This window comes from Nocardioides alkalitolerans DSM 16699 (assembly GCF_000426525.1).
GTDB classification, from domain to species: Bacteria; Actinomycetota; Actinomycetes; order Propionibacteriales; family Nocardioidaceae; genus Nocardioides; species Nocardioides alkalitolerans.
The window spans coordinates 482,410-507,208 of sequence record NZ_AUFN01000011.1 but is presented as its reverse complement, the minus strand read 5'-3'; the positions used below and the strand labels follow the sequence as shown (position 1 = coordinate 507,208).

Genomic DNA, 24,799 nt, shown 5'->3' with positions numbered 1-24,799 from the left:
TCTTCCTCTTCTCTCTGTGCTTGTCTTCGCGATCAGAAGGTCAGCCCACCCTCGCGGGCACCGTCCGCGAGGGCCGCGACGCGACCGTGGTACTTGTTGCCGGCGCGGTCGAAGACGACCGCGTCGACGCCGTTGGCCTTCGCGCGCTCGGCGATGAGCTCGCCGACCCGCTTGGCCTTCGCCGTCTTGTCACCGTCGTGCGAGCGCAGGTCGGTCTCCAGGGTGGAGGCCGAGACCAGCGTCTTGCCGACCAGGTCGTCGACGACCTGCACAGAGATGTGCTTGGCGCTGCGCGTGACCACGAGGCGCGGACGCTCCGCCGTACCGGAGACGCGCTTGCGTCCACGGACCTGGCGACGCAGGCGCGCCTTGACACGGGCCGACGTGTGCTTGTTGTTGGAAAGGGAGATCGCCATGACTACTTACCAGCCTTTCCGACCTTGCGGCGGACATGCTCTCCGGCGTACCGGACACCCTTGCCCTTGTAGGGCTCGGGCTTGCGGAGCTTGCGGATCTTCGCCGCCGTCTCGCCGACCAGCTGCTTGTCGATGCCCTGGACACCGAGCTTGGTGGGGCTCTCGACGGTGAAGGTGATGCCCTCGGGGGCGTTGAACGTGATCGCGTGGCTGTAGCCGAGCTGGAACTCCAGCTGGGTCGGGCCCTTCGACAGGACGCGGTAACCCACGCCCACGATCTCGAGCTTCTTCTCGTAGCCCTCGGTCACGCCCTGCACCATGTTGGCGATCAGGGTCCGGGTGAGCCCGTGCAGCGAGCGGCTCTCACGCTCGTCGTTCGGACGCTTCACCTCCAGGACACCCTCGTTGCGGTCCACGGTGATCGGCGTGGCGACGGCGTGGCTCAAGGTGCCCTTGGGGCCCTTGACGGTCACGAGCCGCTCGTCGATCGCCACGTCGACACCCGACGGGACCGTGATGGGGAGCTTGCCAATGCGCGACATGCTTCGTATCTCCTCTCTCGGTCTCTCGTCACCAGACGTAGGCGAGGACTTCCCCACCCACGCCCTTCTGGTTGGCCTGGCGGTCGGTCAGGAGGCCCTGGCTCGTCGAGATGATCGCGACGCCCAGGCCCCCCAGCACGCGCGGCAGGCCCGTGGACTTGGCGTACACCCGCAGACCGGGCTTGCTGATGCGCCGGACTCCGGCGATCGAGCGCTCGCGGTTGCGACCGTACTTCAGCGTGATGGTCAGCGTCTTGCCGACGGCCGGCTCACCGGTCTTCGGGTCGAGGTTGTCCTTGATGTCGAAGGAGGTCACGTAGCCCTCCTGCTTCAGGATCTCCGCGACGCCCACCTTGAGCTTGCTGTAAGGCATCTCGACAGCATCGTGGTACGCCTGGTTGGCGTTGCGCAGACGAGTGAGCATGTCTGCGATCGGGTCAGTCATCGTCATGGCCGCTAGGCCCTTTCTCCACCGTGGTTTCGTACCTGCATCTCAGGCACGACCTGCAGCGATCGTTGGTAGTGAGGAGAAGAAGCAGGTCACCAGCTGGACTTGGTCACGCCGGGCAGCTCGCCCCGGTGCGCCATCTCCCGCAGGCAGATCCGGCAGAGGCCGAACTTGCGGTAGACCGCCTTCGGGCGACCGCAGCGCTGGCAGCGGGTGTAGCCGCGCACAGCGAACTTCGGCTTGCGGGCGGCCTTGACCTTCAGCGACGTCTTCGCCATGTCAGTTCTCCTTGAAGGGGAAGCCGAGCTGCTTCAGCAGCGCGCGACCCTGGTCGTCGGTCGTCGCCGTGGTGACGACGGTGATGTCCATGCCGCGCGTGCGGTCGACCTTGTCCTGGTCGATCTCGTGGAACATGACCTGCTCGGTCAGACCGAACGTGTAGTTGCCGCGACCGTCGAACTGCGTCGACGAGAGGCCGCGGAAGTCACGGATGCGGGGCAGGGCGAGCGACAGCAGGCGGTCGAGGAACTCCCACATGCGGTCGCCGCGCAGCGTGACGTGCGCGCCGATCGGCATGCCCTCGCGCAGCTTGTACTGCGCGATCGACTTGCGGGCCTTCGTGACCTGCGGCTTCTGGCCGGTGATCGCGGTGAGGTCGCGGATGGCGCCCTCGATCAGCTTCGAGTCCCGAGCAGCCTCGCCGACACCCATGTTGACCACGATCTTGGTCAGGCCGGGCACCTGCATGACGTTCTGGATCTCGAACTCCGACTGCAGCGCCGGCAGGATCTCCGCACGGTAGCGGTCCTTCAGACGCGGCTTGACGGCCTCGGTGGTGGTCTCGGTCATCTCAGATCTCCTCGCCGGTCGAGCGCGACACGCGGACGCTGCGCTCGGCGGAGTAGGTCGAACCGTCGGCGCGACGCTTGGTCACCTCGACGCGCTTGGAACCGACGCGGGTGACGCCGTCACCCTCGACGAGCATCACGTTGGACACGTGGATGGGGGCCTCGGTGGTGATGATGCCGCCCGTGGCGTCGCCGCCCTGGGGGGCCGCCTTCGTGTGCTTCTTGACGCGGTTGACACCCTCGACGATCACGCGCTGCTCCTCGCGGAGCACGACGATGATCTTGCCCTCGGCGCCCTTGTCCTTGCCGGCGATCACCTTGACGGTGTCGCCCTTCTTCAGCTTGATGTTCGCCATGGTCAGAGCACCTCCGGTGCGAGCGAGATGATCTTCATGAACTTCTTCTCGCGCAGCTCACGGCCGACGGGGCCGAAGATACGGGTGCCTCGCGGCTCCCCGTCGTTCTTCAGGATCACGGCGGCGTTCTCGTCGAAGCGGATGTACGAGCCGTCCGGCCGACGGCGCTCCTTGACGGTGCGCACGATGACGGCCTTGACGACGTCGCCCTTCTTGACGTTGCCGCCCGGGATCGCGTCCTTCACGGTGGCAACGATGACGTCGCCGATTCCGGCGTAGCGCCGACCCGAGCCGCCGAGAACGCGGATGCAGAGGATCTCCTTCGCACCCGTGTTGTCGGCGACCTTGAGTCGCGACTCCTGCTGGATCATCTTCTCTCCTGGTTGTCGTACCGGTTCTTCGCCTCACGAGGAGGGGAAGCCTGGCCGAACTAGTGGGGCCTGGATGGTGAGGGGAAGTGCTCGCCTAGGGGCGAGAGGTCACTTCGCCTTCTCGAGGATCTCGACGACGCGCCAGCGCTTGGTGGCCGACAGCGGTCGCGTCTCCATGATCAGGACGCGGTCGCCGATGCCGCACTCGTTCGGCTCGTCGTGCGCCTTGAGCTTGCTCGTGCGGCGCAGGACCTTGCCGTAGAGGGCGTGCTTCACGCGGTCCTCGACGGAGACGACGATGGTCTTGTCCATCTTGTCGCTCACGACGATGCCCTCGCGGACCTTGCGAGCGCCACGCTCGGGAGCGGTCTTCTCGGTCTCGGTGCTCATGCGGCGCCGTCCTTCGTGATCTCGTCGGTGCCCGGGGTCTCGCGGATGCCGAGCTCGCGCTCGCGCACCACGGTGTAGATCCGGGCGATGTCCTTCTTCACCGTGCGGAGACGGCTGTTGTTCTCGAGCTGTCCGGTCGCCGCCTGGAAGCGGAGGTTGAACAGCTCCTCCTTCGACTCGCGGAGCTTCTCGGTGAGGTCGGCGTTGGTGAGCTCGTCGAGCTCGAACGCCGGGCTGACCTTGGGGGATGCCATCAGAATTCACCAGCCTCGCGGGAGACGAACCGGCACTTCATCGGAAGCTTGTGCATCGCGCGGCGCATGGCCTCGCGGGCGACTTCCTCCGTCACACCGGAGAGTTCGAACATGATGCGGCCGGCCTTGACGTTCGCGACCCACCACTCGGGAGAACCCTTACCGGAACCCATGCGGGTCTCGGCGGGCTTCTTGGTCAGCGGGCGGTCGGGGTAGATGTTGATCCACACCTTTCCACCTCGCTTGATGTGGCGGGTCATCGCGATACGGGCCGACTCGATCTGACGGTTGGTCACGTAGTGACTCTCGACCGCCTGGATACCGAAGTCACCGAAGTTCAGCGACGTGCCGCCCTTGGCAGCACCGGTCCGCTTGGGGTGGTGCTGCTTGCGGTGCTTGACGCGACGGGGCATCAGCATGTGGATCAGCCCTCCGTGGCTGCCGGAGCGGCAGCGGTCTCGGCAGCGGCCGGGGCGTTGCCCTCGGTCGCCGCACCCGTCTCGGCGGGAGCACCCTCACGACCCGAACGGGTCGGACGGTCGGTGCGCGAGCCACGGCTCGGACGCTCTCCGCCACGCGTGGGACGGCCGCCACGACCGGGCGCACCGGCACGGGCAGCAGCCTGGGCCTCGCGCTCGGCGCGGGTACCCGCCACCTCGCCCTTGTAGATCCAGACCTTCACGCCGATGCGGCCGAAGGTCGTGCGGGCCTCGTAGAAGCCGTAGTCGATGTCGGCACGCAGCGTGTGCAGCGGGACGCGACCCTCGCGGTAGAACTCGGTCCGCGACATCTCGGCGCCGTTGAGCCGGCCGGAGCACTGGATGCGGATGCCCTTGGCACCGGAACGCATCGAGGTCTGGATGGCCTTCTTCATGGCGCGACGGAACTGCACACGGCCGCTGAGCTGCTCGGCGACACCCTGGGCGACCAGCTGCGCGTCGATCTCGGGGTTCTTGACCTCGAGGATGTTCAGCTGCACCTGCTTGCCCGTGAGCTTCTCGAGCTCGCCACGGATGCGGTCGGCCTCGGCGCCGCGGCGACCGATGACGATGCCCGGGCGCGCGGTGTGGATGTCGACCCGGACGCGGTCACGCGTCCGCTCGATCTCCACCTTCGAGATGCCGGCCCGCTCCATGCCCTTGCTGAGCAGCTTGCGGATCGCGACGTCCTCGCCCACGTAGGACTTGTAGAGCTTGTCGGCGTACCAACGGCTCTTGTGGTCGGTCGAGATTCCGAGACGGAAGCCGTTCGGGTTGATCTTCTGACCCATCAGGCAGACCGTCCCTTCTTCTTCGCGCCGGCCACCACGTCGGCGGGCTGTACGGCGATGGTGATGTGGCTCGTGCGCTTGTTGATCCGCGTGGCGCGGCCCTGGGCGCGGGGGCGCCACCGCTTCATCGTCGGACCCTCGTCGACCCAGGCGACCGAGACGACGAGGTCGCTGGTCGAGAGGTTCTCGGTGGTCTCGGCGTTCGCCACGGCGGACGCGAGCACCTTGCCGACGGTCTCCGAGGCGGCCTGCGGCGCGAAGGCCAGCAGGGCGGCCGCGTCGGCCACCGGGAGGCCACGGACCAGGTCGACGACCCGGCGTGCCTTCATCGGCGTGATGCGGACGTAACGGGCGCTCGCGAAGGCTCCCGGCTGGTCGCCGAGGAGCGACGTGCGGCGAGCGCTCGTGCGCTGACGCTCGGTGGTGCTCATCGGCGACGCCCCTTCCGGTCTTCCTTCACGTGCCCGCGGTAGGTGCGGGTGGGGGCGAACTCGCCCAGCTTGTGGCCGACCATCGAGTCGGTCACGAACACGGGGACGTGCTTGCGCCCGTCGTGCACGGCGATCGTGTGACCGATCATGTCCGGCACGATCATCGAGCGGCGCGACCACGTCTTGATGACGTTGTGGGTGCCCTTCTCGTTCTCCGCGTCCACCTTCTTGGTGAGGTGGCCGTCGACGAAGGGGCCCTTCTTCAGGCTGCGAGGCATCTCGTTACTTCCCTACTCAGCGCTTCTTGCCGGACTTGCGACGACGGATGATCTGGGCGTCGCTGGCCTTGCGCTTGCGCGTGCGGCCCTCGGGCTTGCCCCAGGGCGAGACCGGGTGGCGACCACCGGAGGTCTTGCCCTCTCCACCACCGTGCGGGTGGTCGACCGGGTTCATGACGACACCGCGGACGGTGGGGCGCTTGCCCTTCCACCGCATGCGGCCGGCCTTGCCCCAGTTGATGTTCGACTGCTCGGCGTTGCCGACCTCGCCGATGGTGGCGCGGCAGCGCACGTCGACGAACCGCATCTCGCCGGAGGGCAGACGCAGCGTGGCGCGCGAGCCCTCCTTGGCGACCAGCTGGGCGCTGTTGCCGGCGGAGCGGGCGATCTTCGCACCGCCGCCGGGGCGGAGCTCGATGCAGTGGATCGTCGAACCGACGGGGATGTTGCGGAGCGGCAGGTTGTTGCCGGTCTTGATGTCGGAGTTCGGACCCGACTCGACCGGGGTGCCCTGCACGAGGCCCTTCGGCGCGACGATGTAGCGCTTCTCGCCGTCGGCGTAGTGCAGGAGCGCGATCCGGGCGGTGCGGTTGGGGTCGTACTCGATGTGAGCGACCTTGGCCGGCACGCCGTCCTTGTCGTAGCGACGGAAGTCGATGACGCGGTAGGCCCGCTTGTGACCGCCACCCTGGTGCCGGGTGGTGATCCGGCCCTGGTTGTTGCGGCCGCCCTTCTTGGGCAGCGGACGCGTCAGCGACTTCTCGGGCGTGGTGCGGGTGACCTCGACGAAGTCGGCGACCGACGAGCCACGACGGCCCGGGGTGGTCGGCTTGTACTTGCGAATAGCCATGTCAGGAGTCCTTGATGTCTCTCGTCAGTCCCGGTCAGCCGACCGGCCCGGAGAAGATGTCGATCGAGTCACCCTCGGCGAGGCTGACGATCGCGCGCTTGGTGTTCGCCCGCTTGCCGAGACCGAAACGCGTACGACGCGTCTTGCCCGGGCGGTTGAGCGTGTTGACCGAGGTCACCTTCACACCGAAGATCTTCTGGACAGCGATCTTGATCTCGGTCTTGTTCGCGTCCGGGTGCACGACGAACGTGTACTTGTTCGCGTCGAGCAGCCCGTAGCTCTTCTCGGACACGACCGGCGCGAGCAGGATGTCGCGGGGGTCCTTGTTGAGGGTGCTCACGCGACGTCCTCCTTGGTGCCGTTGTGGCGGGCGACGAACGCGTCGTACGCCGTGGTCGTGAAGACGATCTCGTCGGAGACGAGCACGTCGTACGTGTTCAGCTGGTCCTGCGCCACGATGTGCACCGCGGGCAGGTTGCGCAGCGACAGCCACGTCAGCGTGTCGTCGCGCTCGACGACCACGAGGAACCGGCTGCGGTCCGAGATCGCGGCGAGCGCGACCTTCGCGGCCTTCGTCGACGGGACGTCCGAGCCGATGAACGCCTCGATGACGTGGACGCGGCCGTTGGCGGCGCGGTCGGACAGCGCACCCTTCAGCGCGGCGGCCTTCATCTTCTTGGGCGTGCGCTGCTCGTAGTCGCGCGGCTTGGGGCCGTGCACGACGCCACCGCCGGCGAACTGAGGAGCGCGGGTCGAGCCCTGACGGGCGCGGCCGGTGCCCTTCTGCTTGTAGGGCTTGCGTCCACCACCGCGGACCTCGCCGCGACGCTTGGTGGAGTGCGTGCCCTGGCGGGCCGCAGCCTGCTGGGCCACGACCACCTGGTGGATGAGGGGGATGTTGACCTCGACGCCGAAGACCTCGGCGGGGAGGTCGACGTCGACCTTCTTGACGTCGCTCACTTGCTCGCCTCCTGCTTCTTGGCGGCCGAGCGGAGGACCACGAGGCTGCCCTTGGGGCCGGGGACGGCGCCCTTGAGGAGCACGAGGCCCTTCTCGGCGTCCACGGCGTGGACCGTGACGTTCTGCGTGGTGACGGTGTCGCCACCCATGCGACCCGCCATGCGGGTGCCCTTGAACACGCGACCCGGCGTGGCGCAGGCGCCGATCGAGCCGGGCTTGCGGTGGTTGCGGTGGGCGCCGTGCGAGGCACCGACGCCGTGGAAGCCGTGACGCTTCATGACGCCCGCGAAGCCCTTGCCCTTGCTCGTGCCGGTGACGTCGATCTCCTCGCCCGCGGCGAAGATGTCGGCGGCGACGAGCTCCTGGCCGACCGTGTAGGTCGAGGCGTCGGCGGTGCGGATCTCGACCACGTGGCGACGCGGCGTGATGCCCGCCTTCGCGAACTGGCCGGCCTGCGGCTTCGTGACCTTGCGGGCCTCGATCTCGCCGTACGCGACCTGCACGGCGTTGTAGCCGTCGGAGTCGGGGGTGCGCACACCGGCGACGACGTTGGTCGTCGCGGCGATCACGGTGACGGGGACGATGCGGTTGTTCTCGTCCCAGGTCTGGGTCATGCCGAGCTTCGTGCCCAGCAGGCCCTTCACATTACGTTCGAAAGTCATCAGTCGGACCTCAGAGCTTGATCTCGATGTCGACACCGGCCGGGAGGTCGAGTCGCATGAGCGAGTCGACGGTCTTCGGCGTGGGGTCGATGATGTCGATGAGGCGCTTGTGCGTGCGCATCTCGAAGTGCTCGCGGCTGTCCTTGTACTTGTGGGGCGAGCGGATGACGCAGTAGACGTTCTTCTCCGTCGGCAGCGGCACAGGGCCGGCGACCTTCGCGCCCGTACGGGTGACCGTGTCAACGATCTTGCGCGCCGAGGTGTCGATGACCTCGTGGTCGTAGGCCTTGAGCCTGATGCGGATCTTCTGTCCCGCCATAGGTCTCTCTCGTCCTTCTCGTTCGTACCGCAGGGGTACCGCGTGCTCTGTTCACGACACCGCCCCGGGTGAGGCAGCACCGCCGGTGGCTCCACCACCCTCCTCATCGCCGACCCCCGCGGTCGGGCGTGTCGCGGCCATTTCGCAGAAGTCTGCGACGGCGCGACAGGACCGGGGTCCTGCGATGTGGTGATGACACCCGACCGGTTCGTCGGGCTGATCGGATCTCCAGACTCGCGCGGCGGCACGCCAGGCACTGAATCCTTGCCAGGCGCTGGGCCCGACGGGAGATGCGATTCAATGATCAAGGTGCAACCACGCTCCAGCGATCCGCCGGAGCAACCGGACTATCTTGGCAGACGTGGGCGCAGGAAGCCAAATCCCCTGGATCCGGTCGTCGCGACCGCGTCACCAGGGGGTCCGCTCCAGCACCTCGCCTCCCGGTAGCATGCCACGGAACGCAGGCGGGCGGCCATCTCGGCGCCGCCACGTCCGACGCACGGGGGAGAACGCATGAGTGGGACGACGCCCGGTCCGTCCACGCCTCCGTCCGGTCCCCTCTCCGCTCCCCCGCCCTCCTTCCCCGCCCCAGGAGCGGCGACGGCCGCACCGCGGCGGCGCTCGCCGTACGCCGAGGCCGCCGCCCGGCTGGGCCAGCAGCGCACGGAGGGGTCCGTCCCCGCCGGCGCCCACCACAAGCCGGGCGCCGTGCCGCTCCGCCCACTGGGGGTGGGTGACCTCTTCGACGCCGCCCTGGCCGTCATCCGGCACAACCCCGGCGCCACGCTCGGGGCGTCGCTCGTGGTCTCGGCGTTCGCGCTGTTCGTCCCCCTGCTGGTCGTCACCCTCACCACGACCGTGCTGGGCGCCGCCCTCGGGGACGCCGAGGGGCTCCGCACCGGGTCCGCCCGCGAGATCTCCGCGCTCGTCGGCTCCGGGACGGTCGCCGTGGCCGAGACCGCCGTGCTGCTCCTGGGCACCGTCTTCCTCACCGGGGTGGTGGCCCACGTCGTGCTCGCCGCCGCCGTCGGGGAGCTCGTCGACGTCGAGGAGGCCTGGGCGCGGCTCCGCGGTCGACGCTGGGCCCTGCTGGGCCTGACCCTGCTGCTCGCCGTCGCCGGGACGCTCGTGATCGGCCTCTACGTGCTCTCCGTCGTGCTGGTCGCCCTCGCCGACGTCACCGTGCTGCTCGTCCTCTACATGGTCGTCACCGTCCCGCTCGGGCTCCTGGCCCTGGCCTGGCTCGCGGTGCGCTTCGCCTACCTCGCCCCGGCCGTGCTGGTGCTCGAGCGCGTCTCCGTGCTCCGGGCCCTGCGCCGTGCCTCCTCGCTCACGCGGCGCAGCTTCTGGCGCACCCTCGGCATCGTGCTGCTGACACAGGTCGTGTCGTTCCTGGCCATCACGATGCTGTCGTTCCCGTTCGCCATCGTCGAGGAGGTCGCGCCCTCCCTGCTGGGCGAGGCCGGCGACTGGGTGGCCCTGGCGTCGCTGGCCGTCAGCTCGGTGCTCGTGACGGCCCTCGTCACGCCGTTCCTGGCCGGGGTCTGCGCGTGCCAGTACCTCGACCTGCGCATCCGTCGCGAGGCCTACGACGTCGAGCTGCTCACCCGGTCCACGCGCCGCCCCGCGGGCGGCGCCCGGTGAACGCCCCGGCCGCCGTCACGGCCCTGCTCGTCGACCCTCCCCTCGCGCCGGACGGCGACGAGGCCCGCGACCTCCTGCGCCGCGAGCTCCTCCGACCGGAGTACAACGACAGCGACCTGCTCGGCCGGTTCGTCGACTGGGTACGCCGCCTCCTCGACGGCGGGGTCGACCGCACCGCGGACGCACCCCCGGTGACCACGTTCGTGACGATGCTCGTCGTGGTCCTGCTCGTCGCCGGGCTCGTGCTGCTGCTCAGCCGGGTGCGCCGGACCGGGCGCGCCCCGGGCACCGGTCGGGACCTGTTCACCGGCGAGACGGTCTCGGCGGACGAGCTGCGTCGTCGTGCCGAGCTCGCCCTCGCCGAGGGCCGCTGGGAGGACGCCGTCACCGACGGCTACCGCGCCCTCGCGCTCCGCCAGGTCGAGCGCGGCCGCATCGACGACGTCCCCGGCGCGACGGCCGGCGAGGTCGGGCGCGCCCTCGCGGCCGTCGACCCCGCCTCCGCGGACCGCGTGCTCGGCGCCGCCCGCCTGTTCGACGAGGTGCTGTACGGCGAGCGGCGCGCCACCCGTGACCAGGCCGAGGCCGTGCTCGCCCTCGACGGCGCCCTGGCGGGAGCCCGGTGAGCGCCCTGACGACCGCTCCCCCGAGCCACCGGGCCGACGACGCGGGCAGCGTGGGCGGCTCCGGCTCCGGCTCCCTCGGACCCGGCTTCTGGCGCCGCCGCCGGGCGCTCCTCCTCCTCGCGCTGGCGCTCGTGGTCGTCGTGGTCGGGGCGGTGCTCCTGGGCAGCGGCGGCCCCGAGCGCGGCGGCCGGCTCGACCCCGACAACCCGACGCCGACCGGTGGCCAGGCCGTCGCCCGGGTGCTGGCCGACCAAGGGGTCGACGTCACGGTGGTGCGCAGCGCGGCCGCCCTGGAGGACGCCGACGTCGACGACGGCACGACCGTGCTCGTCAGCGACCCGCTGCTCCTCGGGGAGCGCACCGCCGAGTCGCTCATGGACGACCGCGGCGGCGCCCGCCTCGTCGTCGCCGACCCGGAGTTCGCCGTGACCGACCTCCTCGGCCTCGACGTCCAGGGCACCCGGGAGAGCGGCCTGGACGACGTGGCGGCCGACTGCTCCGGGGCCGGCTCGACCCTCGGCGACGACCTGGACGGGCTCGAGATCTCGGTGGACCGGGCCTTCGTCTTCCCCGAGCTCGACGGCTGCTTCGCCGTCGACGGCGCACCCACGATCGCCGAGACCGACGACGAGGTGCTCCTCCTGGGGGCCGACGACCTCCTCACCAACGACCAGGTGCTGCGGGCCGACAACGCCGCGGTGGCCCTGCGCCTGCTGGGCGGCACCGAGCGGCTCGTCTGGTACGTGCCGGACCCGGCCGACCTCGCCGACGACGAGGGGGTGGGGCTCGGTGCGTTCGCGCCCGACGCCGTCGTCCCCGCGCTGTGGCTCACCGTCGCCGCCGTGGTCGCCCTGATGTGGTGGCGCGGCCGCCGGTTCGGACGCCTGGTCGTCGAGCCCCTCCCCGTCTCGGTGCGCGCCGTCGAGGCCACCGAGAGCCGGGGACGCCTCTACCGCCGTACGGGAGACCGCTTCCACGCCGCGGACGCCCTGCGACGTGCGAGCCGCCGCCGGATCGCCGTCCACCTCGGACTCCCCCGCCACGACGTCGACCCCGTCGCGCTCGTCCACGACGTCGCGGCCCGCACGGGCCGCCCCGTGGCGTACGTCGGCTCCCTGCTCGACCCTCGCGGGCCGCTCCCCACGGACGACGCGGCCCTCGTCACCTTCGCCCACCTGCTCACCGACCTGGAGAAAGAGGTTCGCCGCGCATGAGCGAGACGACCCCACCACCCCCGTACGGCGCCGGCGCGGGCTCTCCGCCCGCCGCAGGCCTGCCCTGGGAGAAGAAGAGCGCCGACGGTCCCCGCGAGCGCCTCAACGCCGTCCGGCGGGAGGTCGCCAAGGCGGTCGTCGGCCAGGACGCCGCGGTCTCCGGCCTGCTCGTCGCGCTGCTGTGCGGCGGGCACGTGCTGATGGAGGGCGTGCCCGGCGTGGCGAAGACCCTGCTCGTGCGCACCCTCGCGGGCGCGCTCGACGTCGACACGCGCCGCGTGCAGTTCACCCCCGACCTCATGCCGGGCGACATCACCGGCTCGATGGTGATCGAGTCGAGCGCGGGTGAGCTCGTCTTCCGCGAGGGGCCGGTCTTCACGAACCTGCTGCTCGCCGACGAGATCAACCGGACGCCGCCCAAGACCCAGTCCGCGCTGCTCGAGGCGATGGAGGAGGGGCAGGTCTCGGTCGACGGCACGTCGCGACAGCTGCCCGTGCCGTTCCTCGTCGCGGCCACGCAGAACCCGGTGGAGTACGAGGGCACCTACCCCCTGCCCGAGGCCCAGCTCGACCGCTTCCTGGTCAAGGTCGTGCTGCCCGTCCCCGACCGGTCCGCCGAGCTCGAGATCCTCCGCCGCCACGCGTCGGGCTTCGACCCGCGCGACGTCGCCGGCGCCGGGGTGACCGCGGTCGCCGGGCCCGCCGACATCGTCGCCGGCCAGGAGGCCGTGCGCACGGTGCAGGTGGCCGACGAGGTCGTCGGGTACGTCGTCGACATCGCCCGCGCGACCCGCGAGGCCCCGTCGCTCGAGCTCGGCGTGAGCCCCCGCGGCGCGACGGCGCTCCTGCGCACGGCGCGGGCCTGGGCCTGGCTGCAGGGACGCGACTACGTGACGCCCGACGACGTCAAGGCGCTGGCGCACGCCACGCTCGCGCACCGGCTCTCGCTGCGTCCCGAGGCCGAGCTGGAGGGCGTGCAGGTGGGCCAGGTGCTCGGCAGCGCGCTCGCCAGCGTCCCGGTCCCCCGCTGACGGGCGGCGGCGTGGCGATCAGCGGACGCGTCCCCCTCCTGGTGCTCCTCGGCCTCGTGCCGGTGGTGCTCCGGCCGGAGATCAGCACGGTCTGGCTCTGGCTCGCGGTCGTGGCCCTCGTCGTCGCCGTCGACCTGGCCCTGGCCCCCTCCCCGGCCGGCCTGGCCTTCAGCCGGCGCCCGGTCGGCGCCGTACGCCTGGGTGAGGGCACGCGCACCGAGCTCGTCGTGCGCAACGAGGGTCGCCGCAGCGTGCGCGGTCGGGTGCGCGACGCCTGGCAGCCGAGCGCGGGCGCCGACGTCGACGGTCCCCACGCGAACCGCCACCCCCTGCGGCTCGCCCCCGGGGACGGCGCCCGGCTGACGACGGCGCTCCTGCCCGTGCGCCGCGGCGACCTCCGCACGGCCGGCGTCTCCGTCCGCCTGGGCGGGCCGCTCGGCGCGGCCTACCGCCAGCGCACGGTGGACGTTCCCGGCAGCGTGCGGGCGCTCCCGGCGTTCGACTCGCGCAAGCACCTGCCCAGCCGCCTCGCCCGCCTGCGCGAGCTCGACGGCCGGTCGGCCGTCCGCATCCGGGGCCAGGGCACCGAGTTCGACTCGCTGCGCGAGTACGTGCGGGGCGACGACGTGCGCTCCATCGACTGGCGTGCCAGCGCCCGCACGCGCAAGGTCGTCGTCCGCACCTGGCAGCCCGAGCGTGACCGGCGGGTCGTCATCGTGCTCGACACCTCCCGCACGTCCGCCGGGCGGGTGCGGGGCGTGCCGCGGCTCGACTCCTCGATGGACGCGGCCCTGCTCCTGGCGGCGCTGGCCTCGCGGGCCGGCGACCGCATCGACTTCCTGGCCGGCGACCGCGGGGTACGGCGCCGCGTGCGCGCCGCGGGATCCGCGCAGGTCGTGCACACCCTCTCGGAGGCGATGACCGACCTCGACGCCGTCATCGCCGAGGCGGACTGGCGCGCTCTCGCCGGCGCCACCCAGGAGCTGGGCCGTCGCCGCGCCCTCGTGGTGCTGCTGACCTCGCTCGAGTCCGCCGTGGTGGAGGAGAGCCTCCTGCCCGTCCTGCCCACGCTGACCCACCACCACCGGGTGGTCGTGGCCGCGGTGCGCGACCCGGCCCTCGACGAGCTCGCCGCCGACCGGTCCGACCTCGCCGCCGTGTACGCCGCCGCCGCGGCCGAGCAGGTCGCCGCCCGGCGCCGCGCCACGGCCGACCTGCTGGAGGCGCTGGGGGTCGACGTGCTCGACACCGACGCCGAGCGGCTGGCGCCCGCGCTGGCCGACCACTACCTCTCGCTCAAGGCCCGCGGCCTGCTCTGAGGCCGGGTCGTGCCGACGGTCAGTCCGCCGCCGCGACCCGGTCGTCGAGGAGGTCGGCGCCGAGGTCACCGTCGGCGCCGCCGCGGACGGCGTTGCGGCCCAGGACGAACACGTAGGCGAAGAACGTGGCCTCGGCCAGCACGCCGATGGCCAGGCGGACGGCGGTCGGCAGCGGTGAGGGGGTCACGACGGCCTCGATCACGCCGGACACGAACAGCACCGCCACGAGCCCCAGGGCCACCGTGGCCGCGGTGCGCCCGCCGCGGGCCATGGCCTGCGACCGGGTGCGCGCGCCGGGGGCGACCCACGACCAGAACAGGTGGAGGCCGACCCCGCCCGCGACGAAGATGGCCGTGAGCTCGAGCAGCCCGTGGGGCAGCAGCAGCCCCCAGAAGTTCCAGCCCTGGCCGTACTCGGTCATCAGGGCGCCGGCGAAGGCCACGTTGAGCACGTTCGTGAGCAGCAGGTAGACGACGGGGACGCCCAGGACGCCCAGGGCGATGCACAGCGCCGCGACCCAGGCGTTGTTCACCCAGACGAGCGTGCCGAAGCTGCCTGCGGCGTACTCGCTGTAGTAGTTCTCGAAGTCCTCCTCGACGTACTGCTCGATCTCGGCGGGCGAGAGCGTGCTCGTCGCGACCTCCGGGTGCTGCAGCAGCCAGATCATCAGCACGGCCCAGACCACGATGCTCGCGCCCATGGTGGACAGCCACCACCAGCGCAACCGGTAGAGCGCTGCCGGGAACCGGTGCGTGAAGAAGCCGGCCACGCCGCTCCAGGTGGTCACCCGGGTGCCCGCCGCCCGGTTGCGGGCGGTGGCGAGGAGGGACGAGAGGAAGGCGATGACCTCGGCGTCGGGAGCGTTGCTCCGCACCACCGACAGCTGGGTGGCCACCCGCTCGTAGAGCTCCATCAGCTCGTCGGACTCCGGGCCGGTCAGCCGGCGCCGGCTGACCAGCTGGTCGAGGCGCTGCCACTCCCCCGAGTGCACGAGCACGTAGGCGTCGAGATCCACGGGGGTCACTCTAGGGCGTCGGCCCGCCCCCCGGAGGGCGGCCGCCGCCTATGCTGACCTGCGATGAGCACCGTCGCGCCCGGACCCGCCCCCGTGTCCAGCCCCACCCCGAGCCCCGGGTCGGACCGCGGGCCCGCCGAGGCTCCCGCGCACGCCGCGACGCCACGCGCACGACGCGGGCGCGTCCGCCCCTGGCCGGGCTCCGGGCGTCCCGGCGACGCCGGCGACCTCGCCGGGCTCACCAGCGACGACCTCGTGACCGGCGAGGCGGTGGCCCTCGACCTGCCCTCGGCCCCGGTGGGCCTGCGCATCGCCTCGGCGCTCCTCGACGTCCTCGCCGTCGGTGTCGCCTTCGTCGTGCTCAGCATCGTGCTCGCCCTGGCCACGATCCGCACCGACGACGCCCTGTTCCAGGCGGGCGCCATCGTCGCCCTCGTGCTCGGGGTCATCGCCTTCCCGACCACCGTGGAGACGCTGACGCGCGGCCGCTCCGTCGGCAAGCTCGTCGTCGGGCTGCGCACCGTGCGCGACGACGCCGGCCCGATCTCGTTCCAGCAGGCCTTCACCCGCTCGCTGGTCGGCGTCGTCGAGATCTACGCGTTCCTCGGCGGCCCGGCCTTCCTCACGTCGCTGCTGAGCCCGCGCGGCAAGCGCCTCGGCGACCACGCCGCCGGCACGTACGTCGTGCGCGAGCGCCTGCGTCTCGGCCTCCCGCTGCCGCCGCCGATGCCGCCGCAGCTCGCCTCGTGGGCCGCCCAGGCGGACGTGAGCGCCCCGCCGGCGGCACTGATGCTGGCCGTGCGGCAGTTCCTCGCCCGCGCCCACAGCATCACCCCCGAGGCCCGCACGGCGATCGGCGTCGGCCTCGCCGACCAGCTCACCGACCACGTCGCGCCCGTGCCGCCGCCGGGCACCCCGCCCGAGGCCTTCCTCTGCGCGGTCATCGCGACCCGCCGCGACCGGGACCTCGCGCGTCTGCGGCGCGAGGCCCGGCTGCGCGACCGGCTGCTGCACCGTCGCGGCTGAGCCGCCTCAGCGCACGGAGACGTCGTCCACGAGGAACGACGTCGCGAGCGACGAGTCCTCGGTGGCCGTGAAGCTCACCGGCACCGTGCCCGAGACACCCGTGAGACGGACGGTCCGGGTGACGTAGCCCGCGCTCGCGTCGGCGTTGCTGAAGGTGGCGACCGACCGGCCGCCGACCGACACGGTCAGCACGTCGTACGGCGTCGTGCCGGTCTCGCGCGTGGTCACCCGCAGGGCGAAGGTCAGGGTCGCCGTCGAGCCCGACGTGACGGTGACCGACTGCGAGAGCGTCTCGCTGCCGGACGTGCCGTAGCCGCCGAGCCACGCCTTGTAGCTGCCGTTCGCGGCCGCGGCGCCCGACGTCGTGATGGCGCCGGTGTCACCGGTCCACCCGGCCGTGCCGGACTCGAAGCCGCCGTTGACGACGCGCTCGGCGCCGGGCTCGGGCTCCGGGTCGGTGCCCCCGCCGCCACCGGTGCCCGTGTGGAGCAGCAGGTTCGGCGAGCCCTTCGGGTTGCTGATCTTGCCGCTGCTGGCCGCACCGGTCAGGCCCGAGGTCACCTGCGCCGGCGACGCCGAGGGGTTCTCCTCGAGGTAGAGCGCCGCCCCGCCCGCGACGTGCGGGGAGGCCATCGACGTCCCCGAGATCGTGCGGGTGCCCCCGCCCGTCCAGGCCGAGGTGATGCCCTCGCCGGGCGCGACGATGTCGACGCAGCTGCCGTAGTTGGAGAACGACGCGAGGGTGTCGGTCCGGGTGCTCGCCGCGACGGTGATCGCCGCGGGAGCAGCGGCGGGCGAGGAGGAGCAGGCGTCGGTGGACTCGTTGCCGGCCGCGACGACCACGGTGACCCCGGCGCCGACCATGCGGTCGACGGCGGAGTTCGTGGCGCTGTCGGCCGGACCGCCCAGGCTCATGTTCGCGACGCTCGGGCCCGAGGCGTCCTGGGCGACCCAGTCCATGCCGGCGATGACGCCGGCGTTCGAGCCGGAGCCCGAGCAGTCGAGGACGCGGACGGCGACGAGGTCGACGTCCTTCGCCACGCCGTACGTCTCGCCGCCCACCGTGCCCGCCACGTGCGTGCCGTGGCCCTGGCAGTCCTCCGTGCCGTTGCCGTCGCGGATCGCGTCGTACCCGGCGGTGACGCGGCCGGAGAGCTCGGGGTGGTCGGAGTCGATGCCGGTGTCGATGACGTACGCCGTCACGCCGGCGCCGGAGGCGTCGTACGTGTAGCTGCTGTCGAGGGGCAGGTCGACCTGGTCGATGCGGTCGAGACCCCAGGTGGCGCCGGTCTGCGTGTCCTGCGTCTCGAGGTCGGCCGTGGTGACGACCGAGTCCTGCTGGACGAAGGCGACGGACGGGTCCTGGCGCACCTCGGCGAGCTGGGCCGAGGTCAGCTCGGCGGCGTACCCACCGAGCGCGTCGTAGCGGTGCAGGACGTCGCCCCCGACGGCGGAGGCCGAGCGCGCGGCTCCGGCGGCGACGACGCCCTCCTCGAGCAGCACGATGTAGCGGCCGGCGATGGCGTCGTCGGCCGCGACGAGCGGGGCGACCTGGTCACCGGGCGCGGAGGCCCCGGCGGGAGTGGTGGCGCCGAGCGCCGTGGTGGCCAGCCCGACGGACGCCACGACGGCGCCCGCGAGACCGGTGCGCGCGATTCTGCGCATGAGTCCTCGATCCTCCTTCGCACCCCGAGGTGGCGGGGCACGGCAGCAACGGACCGTCCCGAGAACGGACAGCCGGCGGACCCGGTCGGATCCGCGTGCCGTGAGGCTAGCGACGGAGGCACGCGACGCGGAACGACGCCGCTGCGTTGACTTTTGACTTCCCCGGGGAACGCCGACGTCCGCCCCGCCGGGTGCGGCGGGACGGACGTCGGTGGGAGGACCCGAGGGGTCCGGTGCGAGGTGTGCGGGGCGGCGGGCCCGATCCCGCCGCCGCGCTCACGTCACGGGGTGTGGAGCAGCAGGTTCGGCGAGCCCTGCACGTCCGAGACGACGCCGGGCGTCGCCGCGGAGAGCAGCGCGCTCGTGACCGACGACGGCGAGGCCGACGGGTTCGTCTCGAGGTAGAGGGCGGCCGCGCCCGCGACGTGCGGGGAGGCCATCGACGTGCCCGAGATCGTGTCGGTGCCGCCACCCGTCCAGGTCGAGGTGATGTCCTCGCCCGGCGCGATGATGTCGACGCAGTCGCCGTAGTTGCTGAAGTAGGACAGCGTGTCGGTGTTGTCGCTGGCCGCCACCGTGATGGCCGAGGGGGCCGCCGCCGGCGAGCTGCTGCAGGCGTCGGTCGACTCGTTGCCCGCGGCGACCACGACGGTCACCCCGGCGTCGACCATGCGGTCGACCGCGGCGTCCGTCGCGCTGTCGGCCGGACCACCGAGGCTCATGTTGGCCACGGCCGCGCCGCCGGCGTTGCCCGCGACCCAGTCCATGCCGTCGATGACGCCCGCGCTGCTGCCCGAGCCGTCGCAGCCGAGCACGCGGACCGCGACGAGGTCGACGGTCTTGGCGACGCCGTACGTCTCGCTGCCGATGGTGCCGGCGACGTGCGTGCCGTGACCCTGGCAGTCCTCGGTGCCGTTGCCGTCACCGATGGCGTCGTAGCCCGAGCTCACGCGACCGCCGAACTCCGGGTGGGAGGAGTCGATGCCGGTGTCGATCACGTAGGCGGTCACCCCGTCGCCGGTCGCGTCGTAGGTGTAGCTGCCGTCGAGCGGGAGGTCGGTCTGGTCGATGCGGTCGAGGCCCCAGGTCGCGTCGGTCTGCGTGTCCTGGGTCTCGAGGTCCGCCGTCGTCATCACGTAGTCCTGCTGGACGAACGCGACGTTCGGGTCCTGGCGCACCTGGGCGAGCTCGGACGAGCTCAGCTCGGCGGCGTAGCCCCCGAGGGTGTCGTAGGTCGCGACGACCTCTCCCCCGTAGGCCCGGGCCTGGGTCTGGGACGTCGTGGTGGCCGCCTCGCGGCCCTCCTTCAGCATGACGATGTAGCGACCCTCGACCGCGGCGCCCTCAGCGGCGTAGAGGGGGGCGGCGGATCCGTCGACCGCCGCGGTGGTGTCGACCGCGGTGGCGGCCGTCATGACTCCGACGGTTCCGGTGGCGGTGGCCGCCAGGACTCCCGCCAGCGTGGTGCGCGTGATGATGCGCATGTGTCCTCGTTCCTCCCTGCGGCTGCCGAGGCAGCCGTCGTTCGGCACCGTCCCGAGACGGACAGCGAGCGAGCCCGAGCAGGTCGCCGAGAACGAGACAACCACAGCCCGAGATGGGGAGGAACCCGGATGCGGCCATCCACTTTTGACTTGTGGACGGGACGATCTACTGCCGTCGATAGCGGAGGTCGACGATCTCGCGCTCGGCGGCGATGCCCTTGCGCTCGAACTTCGTGACCGGTCGGTCCGACCAGCGCTCCACGACCCCGCCCGTCAACGACGGCTCCGCGTCGAGCACGACGCGCATCTGCTCGGCGTACTCCGCCCAGTCCGTCGCGAGCCGCCACGAGCCGCCGTCGGCGAGGCGGGAGGCGGCGAGCGCGGCGTGCTCCGGGGTGACGAGGCGACGCTTGTGGTGGCGCTTCTTCGGCCAGGGGTCCGGGAAGAACGTCCAGAGCTCGCTGAGCGAGCCCGGAGCGAGGCGCTGCTCCAGGAACCAGACGGCGTCGACGCTGCACAGCCGCACGTTGTCGGCGCCGGCGGCGGCCAGCAGCCCCAGGGTGTGCGCGACGCCCGGGCGCCAGACCTCCAGCGCCAGCACGTCGTACGACGGCCGCGCCGCCGCGAGGGCGGCGGTCGCCTCGCCGACGCCCGACCCGATCTCGACGACGAGCCCGTCGCGCTCCCCCGCGGTGCGCCCGAACCAGGCGTCGAGGTCGAAGCCGTCGGCGTCGGCGGCCTCGTCGGGGATCACCCACTTCTCGTGGTGCGCGTCCCACGACTCCTGCTGGCTCGGCGTGAAGCGGCTGCCGCGACGGGAGTAGGTGAGCACCTCCCGCATGCGGCGACCCTCGTCGGTCAGCTTGAGGTGGGGTCGGGCGGGGGTCACGTGCTCGGGCATCCGCACATCCTCCCCCGCCGGCGTCGTGCCCGCGAAATGACGAAGGGCCCCGACCATCAGGTCGGGGCCCTCCGTACGCGGTGGTGCTAGATCACTTGGTGATCTTGGTGACGCGGCCGGCACCGACGGTGCGGCCACCCTCGCGGATGGCGAAGCGCAGGCCCTCGTCCATCGCGATCGGCTGGATCAGCTCGACGGCCATCTCGGTGTTGTCACCGGGCATGACCATCTCGGTGCCCTCGGGAAGGGTCACGACGCCCGTCACGTCCGTGGTGCGGAAGTAGAACTGCGGGCGGTAGTTGTTGAAGAACGGCGTGTGGCGGCCGCCCTCCTCCTTCGAGAGGATGTAGACGCTCGCGTCGAAGTTCGTGTGCGGCGTCGTCGTGCCGGGCTTGATCACGACCATGCCGCGCTCGATGTCCTCGCGCTTCGTGCCACGGAGGAGCAGACCGACGTTCTCGCCCGCCTGGCCCTCGTCGAGCAGCTTGCGGAACATCTCGACGCCGGTGACCGTCGACTTCTGCGACTTCTCGCGGATGCCGATGATCTCGACCTCCTCGTTGACCTTCACGATGCCGCGCTCGATGCGGCCGGTGATGACCGTGCCGCGACCCGTGATGGTGAAGACGTCCTCGACCGGCATGAGGAACGGCTTGTCCGTCTCACGCTCGGGGGTGGGGATGGCCTCGTCGACGGCGTCCATGAGCTCGATGATCGACTCGCCCCACTTGGCGTCGCCCTGCAGCGCCGGGAAGGCGGCAACGCGGACCACGGGGATGTCGTCGCCGGGGAACTCGTACTCCGAGAGGAGCTCGCGCACCTCCATCTCGACGAGCTCGATGAGCTCCTCGTCGTCGACCATGTCGCACTTGTTGAGCGCCACGACCAGGGCCGGCACGCCGACCTGGCGGGCGAGCAGCACGTGCTCACGCGTCTGGGGCATGGGACCGTCGGTCGCCGCGACCACCAGGATGGCGCCGTCCATCTGCGCCGCACCGGTGATCATGTTCTTGATGTAGTCGGCGTGACCGGGGCAGTCGACGTGGGCGTAGTGACGCGCCTCCGTCTGGTACTCGACGTGGGCGATCGAGATCGTGATGCCGCGCTGGCGCTCCTCGGGAGCCTTGTCGATCTCGTCGAACGCCGAAGCCGCGTTGAGGTCCGGGTGCTTGTCGTGCAGGACCTTCGTGATCGCAGCCGTCAACGTCGTCTTGCCGTGGTCGATGTGACCGATGGTGCCGATGTTGACGTGCGGCTTGGTCCGCTCGAACTTCGCCTTAGCCACTGGGGGCTCCTCCTGGTGTGGTTGGTACTTGAGTCGTGGGTCGTGCGGTGTTGTGCCGAGGATCCGGACTGAGGGACTTACTCGCCCCGGACCTTCTTGACGATCTCGTCGGCGACGTTCGTGGGAACCTCGGCGTACGAGTCGAACTCCATCGAGTACGACGCCTGACCGGAGGTCTTCGACCGCAGGTCACCAACGTACCCGAACATCTCGGAGAGCGGCACGAGGGCCGTCACGACCATGTCGCCGTGACGCTCCTCCTGCGTCTGGATCTGGCCACGACGCGAGTTGATGTCGCCGATGACCGTGCCGAGGAAGTCGTCGGGGGTGATGACCTCGACGGCGAACATCGGCTCGAGCAGGACGGGCTTCGCCATGCGGCAGGCCTCCTTGAAGGCCGCGATGCCGGCGATCTTGAAGGCGAGCTCGGACGAGTCGACGTCGTGGTAGGCGCCGTCCTCGAGCGAGACCTTCACGTCGACCATCGGGTAGCCCGCCAGGGTGCCGAACTGCATGGCCTCCTGGGCTCCCTGGTCGACCGAGGGGATGTACTCGCGCGGGACGCGACCACCACTCACGTTGTTCGCGAACTCGTAGCCGGCACCGGCGCCGGTCTCGGGGTCGATGTTCGGCTCGATCGAGATGACGATCTTGGCGAACTGACCCGAGCCACCGGTCTGCTTCTTGTGCGTGTACGAGTGGTTCTCCACCTTGCGGCGGATGGTCTCGCGGTAGGCGACCTGCGGCTTGCCGACGGTGGCCTCGACGCGGAACTCGCGGCGCATGCGGTCGACGAGGATGTCGAGGTGGAGCTCGCCCATGCCGGCGATGATCGTCTGGCCGGTCTCCTCGTCGGTCTTGACCGTGAAGGTCGGGTCCTCGTCGGAGAGGCGCTGGATCGCGGTGCCCAGCTTCTCCTGGTCGCCCTTCGTCTTCGGCTCGATGGCGACCTCGATCACCGGGGCCGGGAACGACATCGACTCGAGGACCACCGGGTGACCGGAGTCGCACAGCGTGTGACCGGTCTTGGTGTCCTTGAGGCCCATGACGGCGACGATCTGGCCGGCGCCGACCGACGCGATCTCCTCACGCTTGTTGGCGTGCATCTGGTAGACCTTGCCGATCCGCTCCTTGCGGCCCGTCACCGAGTTCAGCACCGAGGTGCCGGCCTCGAGCTTGCCGGAGTAGACGCGGACGTAGATCAGCTTGCCGAGGTGCGGGTCCGAGGCGATCTTGTAGGCCAGACCGGCGAAGGGCTCGTCGTCGGAGGGCTGACGGCGCACCTCCTTCTCCTCGTCGTTGACGGCGTGGCCGACGATGGCGTCCACGTCGAGCGGCGACGGCAGGTACTTGATGACCGCGTCGAGCAGGGGCTGGACGCCCTTGTTCTTGAAGGCGGTGCCGCAGAGGACCGGGTTGAGCTTGTCGGCCAGCGTGGCGCGACGGATGGCGACCTCGAGCTCCTCGACGGTGAAGTCCTCGCCCTCGAGGTACTTCTCCATGATCGCGTCGTCGGCGTCGGCCAGCGTCTCGAGCATCTTCACGCGGTACTCGGCGGCCTGCTCGGCGAGCTCGGCCGGGATCTCCTCGACCGTGTAGTCCTCACCGATCGTGGTCTCGCCGCGCCAGGTGAGAGCGCGCATCCCGACGAGGTCGACGACACCGAGGAAGTCGGACTCGGCGCCGATCGGCAGCTGGATGACCAGCGGGGTCGAGTTGAGGCGGTCGACCATCATGTCGACGCAGCGGAAGAAGTCCGCACCCGTGCGGTCGAGCTTGTTGACGAAGCACATGCGGGGCACCGAGTACTTGTTCGCCTGGCGCCACACCGTCATGGTCTGCGGCTCCACACCGGCGACACCGTCGAAGACCGCGACCGCGCCGTCGAGGACGCGCAGGGAGCGCTCGACCTCGGCGGTGAAGTCGACGTGCCCGGGGGTGTCGATGATGTTGACCTGGTGGTCCTTCCACCAGCAGGTGGTCGCGGCGGACGTGATCGTGATGCCGCGCTCCTGCTCCTGCTCCATCCAGTCCATCGTGGCCGCGCCATCGTGGACCTCACCGATCTTGTAGCTGATGCCCGTGTAGAACAGGATCCGCTCGGTGGTGGTGGTCTTGCCGGCGTCGATGTGCGCCATGATGCCGATGTTGCGGACCTTGTTGAGGTCCGTGGTGATGTCGACAGCCACTGAAGTCTGGTTTCCTTAGAAAGTTGGACTGGAGGGTGGGCCGGCGGGCGCACCCAGGGGGTGCGCCCGACCGGTCGTCACCAGCGGTAGTGCGCGAAGGCCTTGTTGGACTCGGCCATCTTGTGCGTGTCCTCGCGCTTCTTCACAGCGGCGCCCAGGCCGTTGCTCGCGTCGAGGATCTCGTTCATGAGGCGCTCGGCCATCGTCTTCTCACGACGGTCCTTCGCGTAGCCCACGAGCCAGCGCAGCGCGAGCGTCGTGCTGCGGTTGGGCTTGACCTCGATCGGCACCTGGTAGGTCGCACCGCCGACGCGGCGGGACTTGACCTCGATGGCGGGCTTCACGTTGTCGAGACCACGCTTGAGCGTGACGACCGGGTCGGTACCGGTCTTCTCGCGGCAGCCCTCGAGGGCGGTGTAGACGATGCGCTGGGCGACCTGCTTCTTGCCGTCCATCAGCACCTTGCTCACGAGCTGCGAGACCAGCGGCGACCCGTAGACCGGGTCGACGTCGATCGGGCGCTTCGGGGCGGGACCCTTGCGTGGCATCAGCCCTTCTCCTTCTTCGCGCCGTAGCGGCTACGCGCCTGCTTGCGGTTCTTCACGGCCTGCGTGTCGAGCGCGCCGCGGATGATCTTGTAGCGCACACCGGGGAGGTCCTTCACTCGCCCACCACGCACGAGCACGATCGAGTGCTCCTGCAGGTTGTGCCCCTCACCGGGGATGTAGGCGGTGACCTCGACCTGGGAGCTCAGTCGCACGCGGGCGACCTTGCGCAGCGCGGAGTTCGGCTTCTTCGGCGTCGTCGTGTAGACGCGGGTGCAGACACCGCGTCGCTGCGGCGAACCCTTCAGGGCAGGCGTCTTGTTCTTCGACACCTTGTCCTGGCGGCCCTTGCGGACCAGCTGGTTGATGGTGGGCACCTGGTGGTTCCCTCTCTTGTCGCTCTCAGTGCACGGCGCTCTGCCGGGCACGATGGTGTTGCTGTGGAGCTCGTGGTGGCCTC

At 70.9% G+C, this 24,799-nt stretch carries 32 protein-coding genes; 6 read left to right on the top strand and 26 right to left on the bottom strand.

Translation table 11 applies throughout. The features are described 5' to 3' along the window. Positions 1 to 32: 32 nt before the first annotated feature. The 18 genes from rplR to rpsJ form a co-directional block, all read right to left on the bottom strand. Positions 33 to 416 carry a 50S ribosomal protein L18 gene (rplR, locus tag K329_RS0109130; protein ID WP_028472785.1) on the bottom strand — a complete coding sequence of 128 codons (384 nt, stop codon included), beginning with the start codon at positions 414 to 416 and terminating at the stop codon, positions 33 to 35. 2 nt (positions 417 to 418) lie between these two features. Next, positions 419 to 958 (bottom strand): 50S ribosomal protein L6, encoded by a 540-nt coding sequence (rplF, locus tag K329_RS0109125; protein ID WP_028472784.1) that lies wholly within the window; start codon positions 956 to 958, stop codon positions 419 to 421. Between the two features lie 28 nt (positions 959 to 986). After that, positions 987 to 1,409 (bottom strand): 30S ribosomal protein S8, encoded by a 423-nt coding sequence (gene rpsH / locus K329_RS0109120; RefSeq protein WP_028472783.1) that lies wholly within the window; start codon positions 1,407 to 1,409, stop codon positions 987 to 989. 89 nt (positions 1,410 to 1,498) lie between these two features. Then, positions 1,499 to 1,684 (bottom strand): type Z 30S ribosomal protein S14, encoded by a 186-nt coding sequence (locus K329_RS0109115; protein WP_010831721.1) that lies wholly within the window; start codon positions 1,682 to 1,684, stop codon positions 1,499 to 1,501. Position 1,685: 1 nt separating this feature from the next. After that, complete coding sequence (rplE, locus tag K329_RS0109110; RefSeq protein ID WP_028472782.1) at positions 1,686 to 2,255, bottom strand: 50S ribosomal protein L5; 570 nt, start codon at positions 2,253 to 2,255, stop codon at positions 1,686 to 1,688. Position 2,256: 1 nt separating this feature from the next. Beyond that, the gene (gene rplX, locus K329_RS0109105) at positions 2,257 to 2,610 is read right to left on the bottom strand and encodes a 50S ribosomal protein L24 (RefSeq protein WP_028472781.1); all 354 of its coding nucleotides are present in this window, start codon (positions 2,608 to 2,610) and stop codon (positions 2,257 to 2,259) included. A gap of 2 nt (positions 2,611 to 2,612) precedes the next feature. Then, the gene (gene rplN / locus K329_RS0109100) at positions 2,613 to 2,981 is read right to left on the bottom strand and encodes a 50S ribosomal protein L14 (RefSeq protein ID WP_017932847.1); all 369 of its coding nucleotides are present in this window, start codon (positions 2,979 to 2,981) and stop codon (positions 2,613 to 2,615) included. A 108-nt stretch (positions 2,982 to 3,089) separates the two neighbouring features. Then, positions 3,090 to 3,371: a 30S ribosomal protein S17 gene (rpsQ, locus tag K329_RS0109095; protein ID WP_028472780.1), complete on the bottom strand. Its 282-nt coding sequence runs from the start codon at positions 3,369 to 3,371 to the stop codon at positions 3,090 to 3,092. Next, entirely contained in the window at positions 3,368 to 3,625 is a 258-nt protein-coding gene (gene rpmC / locus K329_RS0109090; RefSeq protein ID WP_028472779.1) for a 50S ribosomal protein L29, read from the bottom strand. The genes rpsQ and rpmC overlap by 4 nt, the downstream gene beginning before the upstream one ends. Beyond that, complete coding sequence (gene rplP, locus K329_RS0109085; RefSeq protein WP_028472778.1) at positions 3,625 to 4,044, bottom strand: 50S ribosomal protein L16; 420 nt, start codon at positions 4,042 to 4,044, stop codon at positions 3,625 to 3,627. Before rplP ends, rpmC begins: the two co-directional genes overlap by 1 nt. 5 nt (positions 4,045 to 4,049) lie before the next feature. Continuing rightward, positions 4,050 to 4,895 carry a 30S ribosomal protein S3 gene (gene rpsC / locus K329_RS0109080; RefSeq protein ID WP_028472777.1) on the bottom strand — a complete coding sequence of 282 codons (846 nt, stop codon included), beginning with the start codon at positions 4,893 to 4,895 and terminating at the stop codon, positions 4,050 to 4,052. Continuing rightward, the gene (gene rplV, locus K329_RS25790) at positions 4,895 to 5,326 is read right to left on the bottom strand and encodes a 50S ribosomal protein L22 (RefSeq protein WP_028472776.1); all 432 of its coding nucleotides are present in this window, start codon (positions 5,324 to 5,326) and stop codon (positions 4,895 to 4,897) included. Before rplV ends, rpsC begins: the two co-directional genes overlap by 1 nt. Next, positions 5,323 to 5,604 carry a 30S ribosomal protein S19 gene (gene rpsS / locus K329_RS0109070; protein ID WP_028472775.1) on the bottom strand — a complete coding sequence of 94 codons (282 nt, stop codon included), beginning with the start codon at positions 5,602 to 5,604 and terminating at the stop codon, positions 5,323 to 5,325. Before rpsS ends, rplV begins: the two co-directional genes overlap by 4 nt. A 16-nt stretch (positions 5,605 to 5,620) precedes the next feature. Further along, positions 5,621 to 6,454 (bottom strand): 50S ribosomal protein L2, encoded by an 834-nt coding sequence (gene rplB / locus K329_RS0109065; RefSeq protein WP_028472774.1) that lies wholly within the window; start codon positions 6,452 to 6,454, stop codon positions 5,621 to 5,623. 34 nt (positions 6,455 to 6,488) lie between these two features. Then, a complete protein-coding gene (gene rplW / locus K329_RS0109060; RefSeq protein WP_028472773.1) occupies positions 6,489 to 6,794 on the bottom strand; it encodes a 50S ribosomal protein L23 in 306 nt (101 codons plus the stop codon). After that, a complete protein-coding gene (rplD, locus tag K329_RS0109055; protein WP_028472772.1) occupies positions 6,791 to 7,414 on the bottom strand; it encodes a 50S ribosomal protein L4 in 624 nt (207 codons plus the stop codon). The genes rplW and rplD overlap by 4 nt, the downstream gene beginning before the upstream one ends. Next, entirely contained in the window at positions 7,411 to 8,076 is a 666-nt protein-coding gene (gene rplC, locus K329_RS0109050; RefSeq protein ID WP_028472771.1) for a 50S ribosomal protein L3, read from the bottom strand. Before rplC ends, rplD begins: the two co-directional genes overlap by 4 nt. Positions 8,077 to 8,086: 10 nt before the next feature. After that, positions 8,087 to 8,395, bottom strand: a complete 309-nt coding sequence (gene rpsJ / locus K329_RS0109045) for a 30S ribosomal protein S10 (RefSeq protein WP_008360994.1) — start codon at positions 8,393 to 8,395, stop codon at positions 8,087 to 8,089. 513 nt (positions 8,396 to 8,908) lie between these two features. Between rpsJ and K329_RS0109040 the strand changes: the two genes are divergently transcribed. Genes K329_RS0109040 through K329_RS0109020 form a run of 5 tightly spaced genes read left to right on the top strand, consistent with a single transcriptional unit; the run spans position 8,909 to position 14,229 of the window. Continuing rightward, complete coding sequence (locus tag K329_RS0109040) at positions 8,909 to 10,039, top strand: hypothetical protein (RefSeq protein ID WP_157571639.1); 1,131 nt, start codon at positions 8,909 to 8,911, stop codon at positions 10,037 to 10,039. Beyond that, on the top strand, positions 10,036 to 10,665 hold the full coding sequence (locus tag K329_RS25785) for a DUF4129 domain-containing protein (RefSeq protein ID WP_052336587.1): 630 nt from the start codon (positions 10,036 to 10,038) through the stop codon (positions 10,663 to 10,665). Before K329_RS0109040 ends, K329_RS25785 begins: the two co-directional genes overlap by 4 nt. Then, positions 10,662 to 11,879, top strand: a complete 1,218-nt coding sequence (locus K329_RS25780) for a DUF4350 domain-containing protein (RefSeq protein WP_052336586.1) — start codon at positions 10,662 to 10,664, stop codon at positions 11,877 to 11,879. The genes K329_RS25785 and K329_RS25780 overlap by 4 nt, the downstream gene beginning before the upstream one ends. After that, a complete protein-coding gene (locus K329_RS0109025) occupies positions 11,876 to 12,910 on the top strand; it encodes an AAA family ATPase (protein ID WP_084541131.1) in 1,035 nt (344 codons plus the stop codon). Before K329_RS25780 ends, K329_RS0109025 begins: the two co-directional genes overlap by 4 nt. 11 nt (positions 12,911 to 12,921) lie before the next feature. After that, on the top strand, positions 12,922 to 14,229 hold the full coding sequence (locus K329_RS0109020; protein WP_028472768.1) for a DUF58 domain-containing protein: 1,308 nt from the start codon (positions 12,922 to 12,924) through the stop codon (positions 14,227 to 14,229). Positions 14,230 to 14,248: 19 nt separating this feature from the next. Here K329_RS0109020 and K329_RS0109015 read toward each other — a convergent pair whose 3' ends face one another. Then, entirely contained in the window at positions 14,249 to 15,244 is a 996-nt protein-coding gene (locus K329_RS0109015; RefSeq protein ID WP_028472767.1) for a stage II sporulation protein M, read from the bottom strand. A gap of 63 nt (positions 15,245 to 15,307) precedes the next feature. Here K329_RS0109015 and K329_RS25775 point away from each other — a divergent pair, with 63 nt between their 5' ends. After that, positions 15,308 to 16,270, top strand: a complete 963-nt coding sequence (locus K329_RS25775) for an RDD family protein (RefSeq protein WP_084541130.1) — start codon at positions 15,308 to 15,310, stop codon at positions 16,268 to 16,270. A 6-nt stretch (positions 16,271 to 16,276) separates the two neighbouring features. Here the strand turns inward: K329_RS25775 and K329_RS0109005 are convergent, their stop codons facing one another. From K329_RS0109005 to rpsL, 7 genes are all read right to left on the bottom strand, one after another. Next, positions 16,277 to 17,935 (bottom strand): S8 family serine peptidase, encoded by a 1,659-nt coding sequence (locus tag K329_RS0109005; RefSeq protein ID WP_028472766.1) that lies wholly within the window; start codon positions 17,933 to 17,935, stop codon positions 16,277 to 16,279. A 281-nt stretch (positions 17,936 to 18,216) separates the two neighbouring features. After that, positions 18,217 to 19,419: a S8 family peptidase gene (locus K329_RS25770; RefSeq protein WP_052336585.1), complete on the bottom strand. Its 1,203-nt coding sequence runs from the start codon at positions 19,417 to 19,419 to the stop codon at positions 18,217 to 18,219. A 166-nt stretch (positions 19,420 to 19,585) separates the two neighbouring features. After that, positions 19,586 to 20,320: a tRNA (guanine(46)-N(7))-methyltransferase TrmB gene (gene trmB, locus K329_RS0108990; RefSeq protein WP_028472765.1), complete on the bottom strand. Its 735-nt coding sequence runs from the start codon at positions 20,318 to 20,320 to the stop codon at positions 19,586 to 19,588. 91 nt (positions 20,321 to 20,411) lie between these two features. Then, complete coding sequence (gene tuf / locus K329_RS0108985) at positions 20,412 to 21,605, bottom strand: elongation factor Tu (protein ID WP_028472764.1); 1,194 nt, start codon at positions 21,603 to 21,605, stop codon at positions 20,412 to 20,414. Between the two features lie 77 nt (positions 21,606 to 21,682). After that, the gene (gene fusA, locus K329_RS0108980) at positions 21,683 to 23,743 is read right to left on the bottom strand and encodes an elongation factor G (protein WP_052336645.1); all 2,061 of its coding nucleotides are present in this window, start codon (positions 23,741 to 23,743) and stop codon (positions 21,683 to 21,685) included. A 128-nt stretch (positions 23,744 to 23,871) separates the two neighbouring features. Then, complete coding sequence (gene rpsG, locus K329_RS0108975) at positions 23,872 to 24,342, bottom strand: 30S ribosomal protein S7 (RefSeq protein WP_028472762.1); 471 nt, start codon at positions 24,340 to 24,342, stop codon at positions 23,872 to 23,874. Beyond that, positions 24,342 to 24,716, bottom strand: a complete 375-nt coding sequence (gene rpsL, locus K329_RS0108970; protein ID WP_028472761.1) for a 30S ribosomal protein S12 — start codon at positions 24,714 to 24,716, stop codon at positions 24,342 to 24,344. Before rpsL ends, rpsG begins: the two co-directional genes overlap by 1 nt. Between the last annotated feature and the right edge of the window lie 83 nt (positions 24,717 to 24,799).